Source organism: Paenibacillus sp. N3/727, assembly GCF_022637315.1.
Taxonomy (GTDB): Bacteria; Bacillota; Bacilli; order Paenibacillales; family Paenibacillaceae; genus Paenibacillus_AQ; species Paenibacillus_AQ uliginis.
In genome coordinates, this window is the sequence record NZ_CP093336.1 from 4138600 (window position 1) to 4155695 (window position 17096).

A 17096-nucleotide genomic window follows, 5' to 3' on the forward strand; every position below is an offset into this window, starting at 1 on the left:
CTTAATAATTATCTATTACCGCTTTATTAAGTATACCTAAACACCGATCAAGATCACTTTTCACTTGTTTTTTGTAAAGCTTGGCTTTTTCGACCCCATCATCGGTAAAATGATAAAGTACGATTTCCTGAAAATCGACTCTCGGGTCACTGCCCTTTAATTGCTTCGTCCGATAAAAAACACCCTCCTGTACCAGCTCATGAAGCGCCCGGTAAATCTCGCTCTGCGGGGGTGAATAACCGTATTTTTTAAATTCTTGCCGCATTTCTTCCAGCATCTGATACCCGTATCCCCGCTGCTGCTCAACCATCGTAATAAGATATACTTTGATAAATGCCCTTTGAGCGACCATAAAAGCCATCCTGCCGCCTCCTTCCTTGAAATCTTGAATTCGCTTTATATACCATTATAAGCTACCGTTTCCCATTTTGCACAACAGGGGAAAACCTGCTCCTTTTAACAGGTTGGTGTATGTAGATAGGGAATAAGTATAGATTTGAGGTGATCGTATCTAAGTATGATGATCGAAAGGTTTATTATTGTGAATTTTTCATATGTTGAAATTATATAATATTTAGGGATTCATATAGAAAAACCGCCGAAAAGGCGGTTTTGTTGGTTCATTTTGTTAGTTGCTCAATTAGTTGGTTGATTCAGGAAACCGGTATATTGTCAGTTGTCCTCATCTCTTGAGATTACATTTTCACCGATGTGTTTAATTCTCGTTTGGCTACCGCCTGTTTCCGACCTCTTCCGCCTGGTACTCCTGCCAGCCATTTACCAAATGGCATCAGTGCGAACAACCGCGCGCCCATATAAGCCAGTGCTACGCTAATAATCCACGAGGAGATGATCCGGATTAATGATGGCGTTGAAACCATAAGACTCTCATCTAGCAAATAACTAATGCGCAGTGTCAGTAAATGCATAAGGTAAGCGCCGAAAGAGTAGAGACCCAGACTGGATAATACAGCATTAACAGATCTTCCGGCTCTCCGGCATATCCATCCTGCGAGATCATACATCGCCAGAATAGAGCTGATAAGGAACAACGCCATCCATGGTCTTAGGAGTGACAGCGAGTAGAACGTAATCCGCGCTCCATCCGCCAGACGGATCTCATTTATTCCTTGCATCAGAAGAAAACCGAACATGAATACAAAGACGGTCCAATACACAGGTCTTGTCCGATGAATCCATTTAGACCACATCTCCGGATTCATTCCCGCAGCAGCTCCCAAAATAAAATAGAACGAGAAATTCAGTGCGTTTCGGTCGGCATAGGCTGTAAATAATTCACTCCATACAGGAATATGAAGTCCGCCCATAAAGCGACCAATATCAGAGATGTAAGCTGTCATAACAATAAACAGTACACCCGTTGCAACTAAAAGCATCACATTGACACGGTGTGTTAACCGGTTGGATATACCGCGTATTATTGAACGGTACACCGGGTAGAGAAGATAAAATTGAAACAGCATGATAATATACCACAGGTGTGAACTTGCCTTTCCTGTAATGAGCATACTTCCCAGTTCAGTCCATCCCTCTATAGAATCTAGATGGAGTCTCCCATTAATCGCAACATGAATGATGGTCCAGATGGCAAACGGTATATAAATATCACTAATACGTCTTTTGACGAAGTTACCATATTGAAGTTGTCCCGAATCATTATAGAAAAGAACCATTCCTGTAATAAAAATAAATGCAGGAACGGCAAATTTGGAAGCCATAAGCAGTACAGCCATCAAAATGCCGTCAGACTCTATCATCCCTTCAGCCACCGAATAATGGGCAATCGAGTGCTGCATAACGACAGCCAGGAACGCCATTCCTCGAAGACGTTCAATTTCTAGTATTCTCTCTTTCCGCATTCCTTCTCTCTCTCCGATCCTATTAAACTGTCATCCCATTATAAATGAAAGAGATGCAGTAACGACATACGTCATTTATTCCAGAGCTGCCAATTTTGCCGCTTACAGTAAAAAGTCCGGTTCCTGGCAGGAACCGGACCAAAACCGTTATTGTTCTATAAGCCCATTGTACAAAATTACAAAATCGATCCTGCAATCATCGGATAATACTCAACTAGCCGTAAATACCTTATCCTTTTCCAATCATTAGATCAACATATTCAAGTTTCGTTGTATAACCTGGACGTTAAGTTATACACAGGACTTACCTCCCATGTTTCATATGGAACAAAACACTCCGCTTTCATTGCGTCAAGCGTACGAGATTTTTGTTGCGGACGGGTTATGTACTGGTCTATATTAGATTCGTTTAATTCAATATACCTAGCTTCTTTAATTTCTTCTGGTTGAATTTTTATCTCTCCACTAACGTACTCTGCTTTAAAAACAACCGATAGTACCTGCTTCGTAGTATTATAATACACACCTGTTATACCAATTGGACGAATTACAATTCCAGTCTCCTCTAGAAACTCCCTACAAACTGCTATATCTAAAGCTTCTCCTACTTCAACATTTCCCCCTGGCATTTCCCACGTATCGGAACGCCAGTGAGTCTTAAGCAATAGAACATTACCTTTTTCATTCATCACTAAAGCAGAAACGGAAACAGTGTGTTTTGGATGTTCATTTTCCATTCAAAATCCTCCATACAAGCAGAATTTATTATCATCGTCATACTACATCTTCGCTCGCGTCCGGTTTGTAGGTATCGCCTGAAGGGGGTCATCGGGCCAGTAATGCTTCGGATAACGCCCTTTCAGATCTTTTTTCACTTCAAAATAACCGCTGCTCCAGAAGCTGGACAAGTCTGAGGTCACCTGAACTGGCCTTTGGGCCGGAGACAGCAGGTGGATGGTTAACGGAACTCTTCCGCCCGCAATACGCGGCGTTTCCGGCAAACCAAACATTTCTTGAAGCCGAACAGCTAAGAAGGGGTTCAATGGATCCTGATAGTCTACAGGTATGGAGGAGCCGCTAGGCACTTTGATATGTGTCGGTGCCTCCTTGTGAAGCTGCTGACGCTGCTCCCAGGTCAAAAGATTCTCGAGAAGCACTACTGTCTGCATCCGCTGCAACGTATGACGGCTACGGGCACCTTCTAAGTATGGTTCCAGCCATTCCTCAAGGGTGTTCATCAGCCCCTCTTCCGAAACGTCCGGCCAATCGGAGTGATGACGTTTCATAAATGACATACGTTGTCTCATCTGGACCGCCTGTTTGTTCCATGAAAGAAGTGACAGACCTTCTTTGCGGATGCCTTCTAGTACTGCTGTTGAAATCTCTTCATCCGTAGGCTGAGCGTAAACCTGCTCTTTAACCATAATGGCTCCGAGCGTTCTCTTTATCCGTGCACGAACAGCACCTGCCGATGAGTCCCATATTACTTCTTTCATATCAACCATGTCATCACCATGATAACGGCCGATGACATCATAATCTAACCATGCAGCCAATTGAATACTGCCCTCCGCCCCTTTGTCATCCACCGTAGCTGCAACAATATATTCCGCCCTGCTTAAATGCTGTACCGATTTCAATACGGCGCCCCGTCCGCTGCGAAGCAAAAAGCTGCCATCTCCGCGATTTTTAGCAATCCGGTCGGGGTAGGCAAAGGAAAGCAGCAGTCCGCACAAAGTAACGTCCAGCTTGCTCTCTCTATTAAGATGAAGCTGTTGAGACAAATGACGGATCTCCTGGATCAAACGCTTCACGGTACCTTCTTTGACGTCCATTCCACCATGTGCAGTTATCTGACCCTGTTCCATTAACAACAACCGTTCGACTCTCGTCCTCACATCACAGTCAACGGCAGCTTCGCTGCTGCTGATGAGGTCCCTCTCTTGTAGAAGTACCGCAAGCCTGCAGGCCAATGCACCATGCCCAAGCTCTTTGCCTATCAGGAGCATATGAGACAGTCTAGGGTGCAATCCTAGCTCAGCCATCTTGCGGCCATGGGATGTGACTGATCCACCAGCATCCAATGCTCCCAGCTGCTGCAACAATTCCCGTCCCTGCTGAAAAACGGCAGACGGTGGTGTATCCAACCACGACAGTTCCTCCGGCTCTCTTACTCCCCACGCAGCCAGTTCAAGGGCCAAGGGTGCCAGATCGGATTGTCGGATATCCGGAGTGTTCGTTTCGGACAGATGCATGTGCTCCACCTCAGTCCATACCCGGTAGCATCTCCCAGGAGCAAGTCTGCCCGCCCGCCCACGGCGTTGATCGGCTGACGCCTTCGACACCCGGCGGGTAATCAGCTGTGGCAGGCCTGTTCTTGGCGAGAATACTTCCGTTCGCATAAACCCGCTGTCCACAACGATACGGATGCCTTCCAATGTCAGACTACTCTCTGCTATGGAAGTTGACAGCACAATCCTCCGACCCCCTCCACTGTCCAGCCGTATCGCTTCGTCCTGCTTGACTGAAGACAACTGGCCATATAGCTCACGTATGATGATATTTCGAGGCAATCCGGCACTTTCGAGTTCTTGAGCTGTACGACGGATTTCCCGCATCCCCGGTAAAAAGACCAGTACATCTCCTTCGCCTTCGGAAAGCGCACGACAAATAACAGCAGCAACCCCCTGTTCTAACGGTTGTGATGAAGGTACGGGCGCATATATGGTCTCGACTGGATAGGTTCTTCCGGCACAACGGATCACCGGTGCATCACCAAGAAGAGCTGCGACCGGTTCAGCTTCCAATGTAGCCGACATAACAAGCAGCTTTAAATCATTGCGAAGTACTGATTGAGTCTCTTGAGCTAATGCCAGCCCTGTGTCTGCGTGAATACTTCTTTCGTGAAACTCATCAAAAATAATCATACCGATACCAGACAGCTCCGGGTCACTTTGCAGCATCCGGGTAAGGATGCCTTCGGTAACGACCTCAATCTTCGTCTCCGCGCTTACCCGGCTGTCCATGCGTACACGATACCCGACGGTTTTTCCGACCGGTTCACCGAGGGATGACGCCATATATGAAGCGGCTGAGCGGGCTGCGAGCCTTCGGGGTTCCAGCATAATGATCTTTTTCCCCTCCAGCCATGGTTCATCCAGGAACGCAAGCGGTGTTTGGGTCGTTTTCCCCGCTCCCGGCTCGGCGATCAGAACAGCTGAATCCTGTTCTCGAAACGTCTTTTTTAGCATCGGTAATACTTGTTGAATAGGAAGCTCATTTATGTTCATACATCTATTCCTGTCATTTGGATTTCATTCTTTTTATTATAAGGTACAACGATGGGCCGTCAATCTAGGAGGTAGTGGAAAGGCGTCACATTCATGCGTGCAGTTATGAATCAAAAAGCGCCTCAAGCTTACCGTTTAATCAGGTACGCGCGGGCGCTTGTTTGTTTTTTGATCGTTACTAGTGATCAGTGCCGGTAACTTTATTATGTCAGACGATCCTTTATCTGTGATTCATACTGCTGAAAAGCTCCACTTGTCCCCAATCCTCGCTTCTCCATCAGCATTTGCAGTCGCAGGCTCTTCTCATTGAACAGCTTTTTGTGCTGCTCCTTTTCCCCTTCACTGCTGCATGCGTTCATGAGGTCAAATAGTCTGACACATTCCTTGCGCAAACTGACCTCCTCCGGCACGAATCCGGCATTTTTCAACATACGGTAGGACATCCGGAGATCCTCTGGAATATGCGACAGATCATCCACGGGCAGCGGCTTGCCTGCATATGCCGAATTATCGAATTCACCGTTTCGGACGGCTTCCTCAATCTTTTGTTCAGCCAACCGGGCAAACATACTCATGGTTGAAGCCTCCTCAATCATTTTTATTTCTATCATAAATGATTACGGTATCAAAAGGAAATAAGCTGTTATTCCAGAGAGGACAAGGGAAGCTCAACGTTGAAAACCGCTCCCTTCCCTTCTTCGCTTTGAACAGATACGAAGCCACCACACAGCTCCACCACCCGCTTGACAATAGCCAGCCCCAAACCATTACCTTCCTGGCTATGGGAACCTTCTGCCTGGTAAAATTGTTCAAATATACGCTTCAGCGCAGTCTCCGAAATTCCACTGCCTTCATCTCTAATCTGTATGCGGATGACATCGCCCATGTGGCTTAACATCACCGTAATTATGCCGCCGGTGTAAGAAAATTTGATGGCGTTGCCAATCAGATTGATCCAGATTTGCTGGATCAATTCCTCGTCTCCCCAATAATCGATTTTCTGCAGATGTAGATCAAATTCCAGCTCTTTTTCTTGCCACTCCCTCTCCAGCAGTAAAATGGTTTTTCTGATCTGCTCATCTAAGGAGAACGATGTTCGCTGGGTGATCATGGACTGATTCTCCACACGTGACAGCTTTAAAATGTTGGAAGACAGCTTGCTGAGCCGTTCCGTTTCCTCGATGATCACATCCGTATACTCTTGGAACTTCTCCTTTGGTAAGGATTCGGTTTTCAGCAGCTGGGCAAATCCATGAATGGATGAGATCGGCGTCTTGAATTCATGGGAGACACTGTTTACGAAATCCTTGCGAAGGTACTCAATATGCTTCAGCTCCTGCACCATCTGATTGAAGTACTGGGCGAGCATAGCCACCTCATCCTTACCGGAATAAGGGACCTGTACAGTGAACTTCCCTTTGGCCACCTCACGGGTGGCTGCCGTAAGCTTCTTCAGGGGCTGGGTGATCTTCCGGACGGAAATCAGTATCATGATAGAACCAATAGCTACACACACAAGTAAGGTTATCACCACCAGCTTTTCGATGGTGTTGAAATGCGCAGCGACATATGGGATCAGCAGCACATAATACTTCTCAATCTTGAATAAGGTTGCATGAATCTTCCGATCTTCCCGCTCGACCATCACATAAACGCTGTCCCCGTTTTCCAACATTTTTTGTTTCGACTCATCTATTTCTACTGGAATGTCCTGAACCTTTACGTAGTGATCCATCTGATAAAATGAGCTGCTGCTCAACCGGATAATCTCTTCCGCGCTTAAGTCAGTTTGGTCAGCCAGTTGCTTAATTAACCGGGACTCTGTCATCAGTTGAGTCTCCAGATCATTCACAACTCTGTCGAAATAATAATTGACGAAGTTAATAATGGCCAGCTGACAGGCTCCAAGCATAATTCCTACAAAAATAAGCATCAATTTCAAGCGGATAGAGGTGAATCCGAGCTTTTTCATGTCATCTTCTCCGCTTTATATCCCAATCCTCGCACGGTTATGATACGAAATGGACTCATCGGCTCCAGCTTTTCCCGTAATCGCTTAACATGGACATCCACCGTCCGCTCATCGGCTTCCGAATTTAAGCCCCAGATTTCGTCCATCAGCTGCTGCCGGGTGAAAATTTTGCCTGGGTAGCTCAACAATTTGAACAGCAAGTAGAACTCCTTCTTAGGCAGTTCAATGCTGGCTTCATTCACCGTTACCGTGAGCGTATTGTAGTCGAGAATGCTATTGCCGATCACAATCCGGTGTTCATTAGCGATTTTCGCCCGTCTTAGCAGCGCTGCAACACGGAGCAGCATTTCATTCAAATCCAGTGGTTTCACCATATAGTCGTCCGTCCCGGCCATAAAACCGCGTTTCTTGTCTTCGAAATCCTCCCTAGCGGTCACCATCAGAATGGGAAAATAGTAATTCGCATTCCTTAGCATCTGGGTTAATTCATAACCGTCTGTCTCCGGCATCATGATGTCGCTTATCATCAGGTCCACTTGGCTGCTTTCCAAAAGGCGTAGCGCCTCTTTACTGTTGGCAGCCTGTAGGGCCTGGTAGTTATGCTGTTCCAGAGAAGCAGCGATAAGTTTTCTAAGATTCTTGTCGTCCTCTACCACAAGTACTTGAATCATACATTTCTCCATTCTGCAGCTTCCGGCTGTTGCCATCTTCTACCCGCTTTTACACGTTACGCTGAACATCAATCAGAATGTCTCTCGATTCGCGATGAATAGATCCGCAAGCCAACTCCCCTGGTCTTCACCGTATTATCACATACCATAATGTGCTTATGGAAGACCACAAAACACAAGGAGTCAACACCGTCCGATGGCTGTGACAGTCATTTAAGCTATAAGATGAAAGAAGTTCCAATCAGCCAACAAAAAGACGAAAAGGATAAGAAGTACTGCTGCTGCTGTTTGAAATATTTTCTGGCCTTTGGATTGCGGATGTTGTCTACCTTTTAGAATGGACATTACAAGCAGCAGTACTGCAAGTGCTGCCAATATCCAGTTCATTTTTATTTCAACATTCATTTGATTAGCAGTCACATTTTGATTGCTGATGACGTTCAAGAGCAAGAACATGACGTTTAATACCAAGGCGGTTCCACATACCATAGCGGCTGCGAATAACCGCTTCGCTGTACTTAAAGACGATATTCCTTTTCTCTTCCGTAGGAACCAACGAATGAGCATTACAAGCGGGGCAATCAGAAAGAATACAATAGTGATTGAGGCAATGACAAGATAGGTAATTAATGCCGGGACAGAACGGCTTGGCTCGAGCGGAAGTACATCCGTCGCTTTCCCTTTGCTCAACCGTACCACTTTTCCATCTGACATTTCAGCATACAAGTAAGGCGCAAGTTTATGAATAGAAGGATCATCTGTTTTATCTAGCATGAATACATATGGACTGGTTTGTTTATACTCACCCGACATCCCCATCACGGTTAAGATGAGATCATGCTCGCCCTTTGCTTCTAGCTTAATTAACCCCAAGTAAGTCATAATTTCCTGAATCGTACTAAAAGTATTACCTGAAAGCACATAATGTCCGGCCACTTCACTTGACAGTGGCAAGTTACTACTAGGCGTCAGCATTTCCTTTGCTTTGTCCTGAAGCAGAAGGTCAATCACGCCAGAGATAATACCTTGTTCGATTTCAGCGTTGGTTAATACGACAATGCCAAGCTTTTCTTCAGGAACAACAACGAAATTGCTTGAAAAGCCTATCGTATTTCCACTGTGTCCAACGGCGTGAGGTTGTGCCTTGTATTCCCAAAACCCATGTGCATTGGAGAGAATCCCCTGATGTGGTGTATAGCTTTGGGTCAGCATGGTTTGCAGCGTCTGCGGCTTCGCGAACAAGGGGCTGTCCGTAGACGTGAGGGCTATAGCGAACTTTCCCAGATCTTCCGCCGTTCCCTTCATGGCTCCCGCAGGATATAAAGGGACATAATAACGTGCCCTAGGTTCAAAATCCCCCTTCCCTTTCGTTGCAATCGCATAGCCTACTGCTGCTGAATCCAGTAAATCAAGATGATCGGCCAACTTTGGATGGCCGGAGCTATGATTCATCCCCAAAGGACGTAAAATCCGGTTCATCTCATAATCGGAAAAACGTTCTCCACTTATCTTCTCCACCACCAATCCGGCAAGTGCTGTAGCGAAATTGGAGTAGGCAATGACTTTCCCAGGTTCAAATATTTGCTCTGGTTGGGGAGATAACAGCGTTTCCTCCAATGATTCCACCCCCTCCGGTGACTTTATAAATGCGGGGAGCGGATGCTGCTCAAAACCTGCGGTATGACTCATAATATCCAGCATTGTAATCGGTTTGTCGTAACGTAGCTTCTCAGCAAATTCTTCGGGAAAATACGACCTGATGTCTTGATCCAGCTTTATTTTCCCTGCTTCAGCCAATTGGATAACTGAGGTCCAAACAAATAGCTTGTTGATTGAACCGTAGTCAAAGACCGTGCTTGCGGGATCTACTGGGATTTGTTTCTCGATATTGGCGTAACCGTATCCTTTGGAAAAAATCATCTCATTGTCCTTCGTAACTACAATTGCAGCACCAGGACTTGATGTTCCGATATACGAATTCACAAGCTTATCGATTTCTTGTTCAAGCTGGGAATAGGGGATACCTGATGGTGTTCGTTCTATGTTTGTGCTTGCATTTTCTGCGTAAGCGGGGATAGAAAAAGCGGTAAAGATCAGCACACTCATCAAAAGTACGATAAATTCGGCAATACCATTGTTGGTTTTTTTCTTATTCATAAAATTAAACCCTCCACACTTTTTAGTATGGATGCAGTATAGCGACGGAAAATGAACTCAATGTGAATTTTTCAAACTTCCTCTATTTATCACATCATACGAAGACAAAAAAAGAAACCGCTGTAGCAGCAGTTTCCTTTTTTAAAAGTGAAGTTTACAACCTCCCGTTGAACGGTCGGTTTACCCTCTTCAGCGTAGAAGTGATTCCGCACCATCGATAAAGATTTGAGAGCCTGTAATATGCCGGGATTCATCTGAGGCAAGAAACGCTACCAGATCAGCAACCTCCTCCGGTTTGCCCGGTCCTTCTGCAAGGGGCTGCCCGCCTTTCGGATACTCAATCGGAATGACGATTTTATCGAGATTCCCTTGTTTTTTTGTGCTTTGATCAATATTGGTCGAAATAGCACCGGGACAAATGACGTTCACGCGAATCTTAAACTGAGCAAGCTCCAATGCTGCCATTTTAGCAAATGCGACTTGACCGGCCTTCGTCGTGCTGTAGGCTATCATACCAAAGCCTGTAAACACGCGTGTGCCATTGACGGAGCTAGTAATAATAATGCTGCCCTGACCTCTTTTTTTCAAGTGAGGAAGTGCATATTTGACGGTCAGGAAGGTACCGTTCAGATTGATGTTCAGCGTCTTCTCCCAGTCCTCCAGCTTCATCTCTTCGATAGGTGCCAGAACACCGTTTATTCCCGCATTTGCGAACACGATGTCGATGCCTCCGAATATTTCTACGGATTCGAGGACAGCTTTTTCTACACGGTCCGGTTTCGACGTATCCACATCGAAAGAACGTGCACAGCCCTCACGGATCGCATTCAACTCCTGTTCCACTTCATTCGTACGATCATCCAACAAATCAAACAATGCGACGTTTGCGCCTTCCTTTGCGAGTTTTACAGCTGCCGCTTTGCCAATACCGGAGCCTGCCCCCGTAATGATTGCCGTTTTCCCTTGAAATCGAACATTTCCATAACTCATCATACCCATCTCCTTTTCCGTAACAATGTGAACTCATCTGTCACAAGATTACCCAAAAGGTGGATGTTTATAATCAATCGGATAAATTTTTTGGATAATACAGCAGCCTTATATATCTTTGCGAAGAAATATCGCTACAGAAAGGAGGTATGAAAGAATAACAAATAGACCGGCCAAACCCAAGACCAAGGTTAATCCAGCACCGCTATTTAAGAATAACTCGCTTGGGGTGGCTCCTCCTTCATCTACACTAAACATCGAACTGATCCCAATCGAGCCTCCAAGTACAATCATCCATATAAAATTAAGATACTGTCCCCCTTTGGGACCAAGCCAATAATAAAGAGGATAGTATAGTGCCATAAACATAACGAGCAAGAGGAGCGTTGGAACGATGGCTTGAACTGTAATTTCACCAGCATTGGTGCCACGTATGAAAGAACCTCCTAAATAGAAAAGAACCGCTAGAATAACGCCACCAGTCATATAAACTCCGGAAGACACATACTTGCCGAGGATCATTCCCTTACGAGAAACCGGAAGGCTCGTCAAATACTTATGGAATGGTCTGAGATCGACATTGGACACGATAATGAGCATCATCGCAGGTATAATGGTTACAAGGAAGCTGCTGCTTCCAGACACAGTAAGGAAACATAAATACAGTAAGACGACCCACAAGTATTTGCGTATCACAATCCAGTCCTTAATTATGAATAGCTTCAGACTTCTCAAAGCGCTTCTCTCCTTTCGATGTAAAATACATAATATCTTCAAGCGTTGGCCGCTCGTACAGTACACGATCCCCAAATAAATCTACGGCTCTATTCCGGTCCGGAGAAAGTCCCTCAAACCCGTGAGCCACTTCTCGGAGACCAACAAATTCATTCCGAATATCAGCATCTAAAAGATCCGTACTTCCTTTGATGACAACGTAGTGATCAATGACCTCATCCTTAATATCGCTGAATACCACATGTCCGCCGTTAATAAATGTCACATAATCAGCAATCCGATCAAGATCAACCGTGTTATGGGTTGAGAAAAGAATGCTTCGGCTCTCATCCAAAATGTACTCACTGAACAAGTCAAGAAGCTCTCTTCTGAACACAGGATCCAGTCCCGCTGTTGGCTCATCCAATATCAATATTTGCGGATCCCTTGCCATAGCCAGAGCAATAGAAAATTTCATCTTCATTCCCTTCGAGCAGTCCTTTATTTTCTTATTACCTGGAAGTTGAAACATTTTCATCATCTGACGTAAAGACTCATCGTTCCATCTTTTATAGAACGGCGCCGTCATCTTAATGATCTGATTTAATGTCAAATAGTCATAAAAAATGTTCTCATCCGAAACGTACCCGATCTTTTCTTTAAAAGCACCTGTGTCAGACGTATAACGTTTGCCATTCATTTTAATTTCACCTTGATCTGGAACGACCATTCCCATAATCATTTTGATGATTGTGCTCTTCCCTGCTCCGTTCGGTCCAATCAACCCTGTAATATAGCCTTTCGGCACGATCATGGAGACATCATCCAATTGAAAAGAATCGTAATTTTTGCTAATCCCTTGAAGCTCTATTGCCGGATTCACATCTATGATCTTCTCTTCTAACATATTTACGAATCCTCCCGGTCTAATAATTTAATCATTTCTACCAGCTCATTCACATCCAAAGGTATGCTACGGCACTCTTCCAACAGTTCTCTCGCTTTATCCTCCACCCAGCGCAACCGCTGCTCCCGTATCATTTCCTTATCAGAACCCGATACAAAGGAGCCTCTGCCGACCATCGAATCAATCAATCCCTGCTGCTCAAGTTCGTTGTACGCTCTCTTTGTCGTGATCACGCTAATTCCTAAATCTTTGGCCAACTGTCGTATGGATGGAAGTGAGTCCCCCGGCTTTAAGATCCCCTGCATAATGCTCTGCCGAATCTGCTTCTCAATCTGAGCGTAAATAGGCTCCCCACTTGAATGCGACAGCATAATATTCATTTGATTGGTTTTCACCGCCTTATGTTAGATGTTACGACTCAAATTCATCACAGAATTGTATATACATATTCTCCAATGTATATATACAATATATACATTCGCTGTGGATGTGTCAATGCAAAAAAGGGATGTCCCAAAAGGTCTGTTGGCCTGGGCATCCCTTTATTAGTTTTTAGACGCTACGCGTACGAATCATTCCTACAATCGCTCTTGTCCGAAGAAACTACATTGCGAGCAAAAAAAGTTCTGTCAGCGGATAAAGAACGGATGAGTCTGCTTATGAAGAGTAATGTGGAGCACAAAACCAAATCAGGCCACCAAAGATTCATCCTTGGACGGCCTGATTTTGCTTTTTATGAGAGATGTCTTTACCACACGATTTCGAGAAATGAAGCATCATCCTCGAGTCCACCCGTGTGGAGTGCATTCATTAACACCTGCACTTGATCATCCGGCACCCAATCACATATCGGATCCAGATCGTTTAATCCATCACTATACATTAATAATCGATATCCTGTAAGGTCATCTAATCTGCATTCATACACATGCGGTTTGCCACCGATCGGTCCACTGCGCGTAGACCAGCGCTCTGCTGTTCGGAAGTTGTCTCCGAATCGAGATGACATCTCCATATGCTGGTTAAACAACCGCAACCGAGAATCCCCTTGCCAAGCGAGCCACAGCTTCCCTTTTCGCTGAAAACGGCCAGGTTGCTCAATTCGTCCGCATATATACATCGCTTCACTGCCGAGACGCTGTTTCTCTTGCAGCACCTCCTTCAGCAGCTGGGGTGTGTTGTCTTTCACCTCGAAACGGTCAGACTCTTGAGAGGAGGCTGTTGCAAGTGCTTGCAGTTCACGTTCAAGGTGATGCTGTGAAAGTTCACTGCAGTTTCGGAGCCACGCTAACAGACCACGGCCCAGAAACCGGGATGCAAAATCCCCCCTGTAGCTCAATCCAACACCGTCGCACAGAACAAAGCTGCACACCCCGCCATCTATAGCAAATGCCATATAATCCTGGCCTTTCTCTGAGAGCATGACGGTTTCTGCCGCCCGGCCGTAAGCATACCTGCAGGTAAAATCCTGCTTAATGCTTGACAAAGGCTGTTCTCCCGACTGCTTGCACTCATAGAAATACGAATCTTGTGATTTTAAACGGCCACCTGTTCTCTGCTCTTGACTCGCACTGGAACATTTCATAGGCTCTACCTGACCGGGGTCGCTGCTGACATCTGAAAACCGATGGAGACCAATTCAGCACACGTCCCCGGAAGCATCATTAGTGCACCTGGACTTAACTGATAATCAGCTTCCACCAGCATTTCTCGATAACTTTCAGGCAGCACCGATGTCATCATTTTTAATTTGCGGGCGTGCTCATCCTCAAGCGTTGAGTCCGGCAGTATTCCCTTCCAGCGTCTTGGTTCACTCACCGGCTGACTCATCAGGTGATCAGAGATAAAAATATTCTCAACAAGCACATTTCCGTCAGGCACACTCATACTCATAATCCGCCGGGCGATAGGTTCAGGGTCTTCACCTGTGGCAACACCGTCCGTCATATGGCATACCAGTGGTGCCGGACAATCCTGCATATTCGGTATTTCTGCCTGCAGTATTCTCTCGGCTTGAAGGAAGGCCTTTGCCGAATCTGAAAAGCGTATCGGCGTCAGATCCGGCAGAGAACCGATGGCTGCAATTTCATCAATTCCTTTGATCCCATTCAACAAATCGTATACATCGTCACTATAAGCGAGTATGGCCATCCGGTAACGGGGGGTAAGACGATTGCCTTTCGTGGAACGGAACACCATCTGCCGGATGGCCAGAGAGAGGGCTTCATAGACAACGTCAATCCGTCTGCGCCCTTCCATTAGCATATTCATCGAAGCACTAATATCAATTAAGTATATAATGAGCGCTGGCGTGCGCTGCGATGCTTGTATCGTGTAATTCACGTATAACACCCCTGCATTCCATTATGTCATAGATTCGGCATCCAAAAACTGCTATCGTTGATAAAAATATTAATGTTATTTAAACGAGTTCTCATTTTGCCTACAGTGTTGTAATAGGCCGCATCTTTTTGATACATGCTGGCAAAATCGTATGCAAAGTTTTTGGCTCTGTCCTTATTTCCCGCAACCTGGGCGTTATAAGCTTTGTTATACATAGCGATAAGCTCTACAACATTTTGAGCACGTTGCTTTTTTAACCGCTCTGCCTTTGCCGCTTCAATTTTTGCCTGCGCTCTGCGTGCTTCTTCTTTTTTGGCAGCTGCAGCTGCCTTGTCTGCTGCTACCTTAGCGGCTGCTGCATCAGCGGCTGCCTGCTTCTTCTTCTTTTCAAGTTCTGCCAGATGTGCTTCATACTTCGCTTGCTTATCGTATTTCTCCTGAAGAAGTTTCTTCTTTTTGTTCTCCTCGACTTGCGCTAAATACGCTTCATACTTCGCTTGCTTTTCATACTTCTCTTCAAGTTTCGCTTTATCAGCAGCAAGTTTTTCCTTCTTAGCTTTTTCAGCTGCTAGAGCAGCTGCCTCTGCCTTTTTACGTTCCTCTTTCTGCTTGGCTTCTTCTCTGAGGCGAGCCTCTTCGGCTTTCTTTTCTTCAGCTTTCTTCTCTTCCGCTTCCTGCTCCTTGCGGGCATCTTCCGCCAGCTGGGCTTCCTTGGCTGCAGCCAGGCGCGCTTCCTCCTGCTGACGACTTTCCGCTTTATCTGCCAAAATACTGTTCACGGTAAAAGCGGATCCCGCGAGAATAGCAACAGCGACTGCCGTAGAAATCATAAACTTCTTGGAGCTGATAAGTGCCTGCCAGCCCTGTTTCCCTGGATCGGGCGGATATAATTGCTGTTCGAGTCCCTGAATAGCAGCTGCCAGTTCCACCTCAAGCGGACTGTCTTTCTTGACAAAGTGATACGCTGATCGGAATATTTCAAGCGCTCCTAACAGATTTCCTGCACTCTCCAGATCACGGGCTTGATGAAACAGGCGGCCTACCACATTGTCATTTACTTCCCGATTACCAGGAATAATGCCTAACATTTCACCGTCAGGCTCTGGGCTGGCGATCGGTTTAGGGGACTCTGCTCCCTCCGATCCAACAGCAGAAAGTGCTGCAGCGGTCGAGTCCTCCACAATTTCAACAGCAGCTTCTTCCTCAGACAATGTTGAGAGTGCAACCAACCATTCTCCGAAGGTTGGACAGCTGCTCAAGTCCTGGCTATCCCAAGCGCGGTTGAATAGATCTGAAATTCCGGTTCCCCAGCGCTGTCCTAATGATTTTTTAAGTAGAAAATACCGCTCACATGGAGTCTGCATCTCATGCTGGTCAAAATAACTTTCACCCCATGCCTTAGCCACAATGGCTTGATCGCTCCATCCTAACATTTCAGCGATAATAACGGCACCTGCAAAGCGGTCCGCATACGCACTCCATAGTCCGCTGTGCACCGTTCGATGTGCAGCATAGCCGGGCGATCCTGCAAGCAGCACATCAGGCCGGTCCATCTTGGGACTATAGATCTGCTCAACATCCACAAGTTCAACAGCTGCCGAGCCTTCTGGCAGCTTCACTTCCGAAAAAAACGGAAGCATGACGTTTGGTGCAGACAGGTCACAATGTGCCAGACCACGCTGCTCCATGCTTGAGCCAATGGCAGCCAGCGCCTTCGCCAACATAAGGCTTTCGCTGCGTCCGAGCGTACGCTGGTCGCTGATTAAATCGAACCATGTGACCCCATGAATCCATGGCATCACTACGGCGTACAGCAAGTCCGGGTATTCTGCAATCAAGTCTCCGTTTCTTTCGGGAGTGAGCACATCGCGACTGCACACTTGTAAGCCGGGAACTTCCCGGTAATTAGCCATATGTTCCGATTGATACACCATGGCTGGAATCCTGAATTTTGGAAAGAACACTTTTAGGGCTTTTGCCTCGTGCAATTCTCCGTTAATGGGCAGCAGTTGATATACGATGCCCTGCCTTCCAGCTTGAGCATAGGCCAATCCTGGGGCCGCAGGATGCTGTCCCACCGTATAGGCCGTTCCGTTTATGATGATCTCATCGCCCGGATTCGGCTGAAAAGTCATGAATATCCCCCTCTCTTCTTAGTTCAAAATTTAATAA

The 17096-nt window shown here is 46.0% G+C and carries 15 protein-coding genes; all 15 read right to left on the reverse strand.

Annotated elements, in window-relative coordinates:
• Position 1 precedes the first annotated feature (1 nt).
• The 15 genes from MNQ98_RS19000 to MNQ98_RS19070 all read right to left on the reverse strand — a co-directional run bounded on the left by MNQ98_RS19000 (position 2) and on the right by MNQ98_RS19070 (position 17059).
• Complete coding sequence (locus MNQ98_RS19000) at positions 2-361, reverse strand: replication termination protein (RefSeq protein ID WP_208919058.1); 360 nt, start codon at positions 359-361, stop codon at positions 2-4.
• Between the two features lie 334 nt (positions 362-695).
• Positions 696-1880 (reverse strand): acyltransferase, encoded by a 1185-nt coding sequence (locus MNQ98_RS19005; protein ID WP_241929664.1) that lies wholly within the window; start codon positions 1878-1880, stop codon positions 696-698.
• Positions 1881-2140: 260 nt separating this feature from the next.
• On the reverse strand, positions 2141-2617 hold the full coding sequence (locus MNQ98_RS19010; RefSeq protein WP_241929665.1) for an NUDIX hydrolase: 477 nt from the start codon (positions 2615-2617) through the stop codon (positions 2141-2143).
• Positions 2618-2659: 42 nt separating this feature from the next.
• Positions 2660-5170, reverse strand: a complete 2511-nt coding sequence (gene hrpB, locus MNQ98_RS19015) for an ATP-dependent helicase HrpB (RefSeq protein ID WP_241929666.1) — start codon at positions 5168-5170, stop codon at positions 2660-2662.
• Between the two features lie 203 nt (positions 5171-5373).
• Positions 5374-5745, reverse strand: a complete 372-nt coding sequence (locus MNQ98_RS19020; protein ID WP_241929667.1) for a DnaJ family domain-containing protein — start codon at positions 5743-5745, stop codon at positions 5374-5376.
• A gap of 68 nt (positions 5746-5813) precedes the next feature.
• Positions 5814-7142 (reverse strand): HAMP domain-containing sensor histidine kinase, encoded by a 1329-nt coding sequence (locus MNQ98_RS19025; RefSeq protein WP_241929668.1) that lies wholly within the window; start codon positions 7140-7142, stop codon positions 5814-5816.
• Positions 7139-7813: a response regulator transcription factor gene (locus tag MNQ98_RS19030; protein ID WP_241929669.1), complete on the reverse strand. Its 675-nt coding sequence runs from the start codon at positions 7811-7813 to the stop codon at positions 7139-7141. The genes MNQ98_RS19025 and MNQ98_RS19030 overlap by 4 nt, the downstream gene beginning before the upstream one ends.
• A gap of 213 nt (positions 7814-8026) precedes the next feature.
• A complete protein-coding gene (locus MNQ98_RS19035; RefSeq protein WP_241929670.1) occupies positions 8027-9970 on the reverse strand; it encodes a serine hydrolase domain-containing protein in 1944 nt (647 codons plus the stop codon).
• Between the two features lie 189 nt (positions 9971-10159).
• Positions 10160-10960 (reverse strand): SDR family oxidoreductase, encoded by an 801-nt coding sequence (locus MNQ98_RS19040; RefSeq protein ID WP_241933975.1) that lies wholly within the window; start codon positions 10958-10960, stop codon positions 10160-10162.
• A 108-nt stretch (positions 10961-11068) separates the two neighbouring features.
• Positions 11069-11695 carry an ABC-2 transporter permease gene (locus MNQ98_RS19045; protein ID WP_241929671.1) on the reverse strand — a complete coding sequence of 209 codons (627 nt, stop codon included), beginning with the start codon at positions 11693-11695 and terminating at the stop codon, positions 11069-11071.
• Positions 11667-12581, reverse strand: a complete 915-nt coding sequence (locus tag MNQ98_RS19050) for an ABC transporter ATP-binding protein (RefSeq protein ID WP_241929672.1) — start codon at positions 12579-12581, stop codon at positions 11667-11669. The genes MNQ98_RS19045 and MNQ98_RS19050 overlap by 29 nt, the downstream gene beginning before the upstream one ends.
• A gap of 2 nt (positions 12582-12583) precedes the next feature.
• On the reverse strand, positions 12584-12961 hold the full coding sequence (locus MNQ98_RS19055; RefSeq protein WP_241929673.1) for a GntR family transcriptional regulator: 378 nt from the start codon (positions 12959-12961) through the stop codon (positions 12584-12586).
• Between the two features lie 368 nt (positions 12962-13329).
• Positions 13330-14067 (reverse strand): hypothetical protein, encoded by a 738-nt coding sequence (locus MNQ98_RS19060; protein WP_241929674.1) that lies wholly within the window; start codon positions 14065-14067, stop codon positions 13330-13332.
• Positions 14068-14171: 104 nt separating this feature from the next.
• A complete protein-coding gene (locus MNQ98_RS19065) occupies positions 14172-14924 on the reverse strand; it encodes a vWA domain-containing protein (RefSeq protein WP_241929675.1) in 753 nt (250 codons plus the stop codon).
• A 26-nt stretch (positions 14925-14950) separates the two neighbouring features.
• Positions 14951-17059: a serine/threonine-protein kinase gene (locus MNQ98_RS19070; protein WP_241929676.1), complete on the reverse strand. Its 2109-nt coding sequence runs from the start codon at positions 17057-17059 to the stop codon at positions 14951-14953.
• Positions 17060-17096 lie beyond the last annotated feature (37 nt).

Coding starts and splice junctions, on each gene's coding strand:
- MNQ98_RS19000 (WP_208919058.1), bottom strand. CDS start 361: ATGGCTTTTATGGTCGCTCAAAGGGCATTTATCAAAGTATATCTTATT.
- MNQ98_RS19005 (WP_241929664.1), bottom strand. CDS start 1,880: ATGCGGAAAGAGAGAATACTAGAAATTGAACGTCTTCGAGGAATGGCG.
- MNQ98_RS19010 (WP_241929665.1), bottom strand. CDS start 2,617: ATGGAAAATGAACATCCAAAACACACTGTTTCCGTTTCTGCTTTAGTG.
- hrpB (WP_241929666.1), bottom strand. CDS start 5,170: ATGAACATAAATGAGCTTCCTATTCAACAAGTATTACCGATGCTAAAA.
- MNQ98_RS19020 (WP_241929667.1), bottom strand. CDS start 5,745: ATGAGTATGTTTGCCCGGTTGGCTGAACAAAAGATTGAGGAAGCCGTC.
- MNQ98_RS19025 (WP_241929668.1), bottom strand. CDS start 7,142: ATGAAAAAGCTCGGATTCACCTCTATCCGCTTGAAATTGATGCTTATT.
- MNQ98_RS19030 (WP_241929669.1), bottom strand. CDS start 7,813: ATGATTCAAGTACTTGTGGTAGAGGACGACAAGAATCTTAGAAAACTT.
- MNQ98_RS19035 (WP_241929670.1), bottom strand. CDS start 9,970: ATGAATAAGAAAAAAACCAACAATGGTATTGCCGAATTTATCGTACTT.
- MNQ98_RS19040 (WP_241933975.1), bottom strand. CDS start 10,960: ATGAGTTATGGAAATGTTCGATTTCAAGGGAAAACGGCAATCATTACG.
- MNQ98_RS19050 (WP_241929672.1), bottom strand. CDS start 12,581: ATGTTAGAAGAGAAGATCATAGATGTGAATCCGGCAATAGAGCTTCAA.
- MNQ98_RS19055 (WP_241929673.1), bottom strand. CDS start 12,961: ATGAATATTATGCTGTCGCATTCAAGTGGGGAGCCTATTTACGCTCAG.
- MNQ98_RS19070 (WP_241929676.1), bottom strand. CDS start 17,059: ATGACTTTTCAGCCGAATCCGGGCGATGAGATCATCATAAACGGAACG.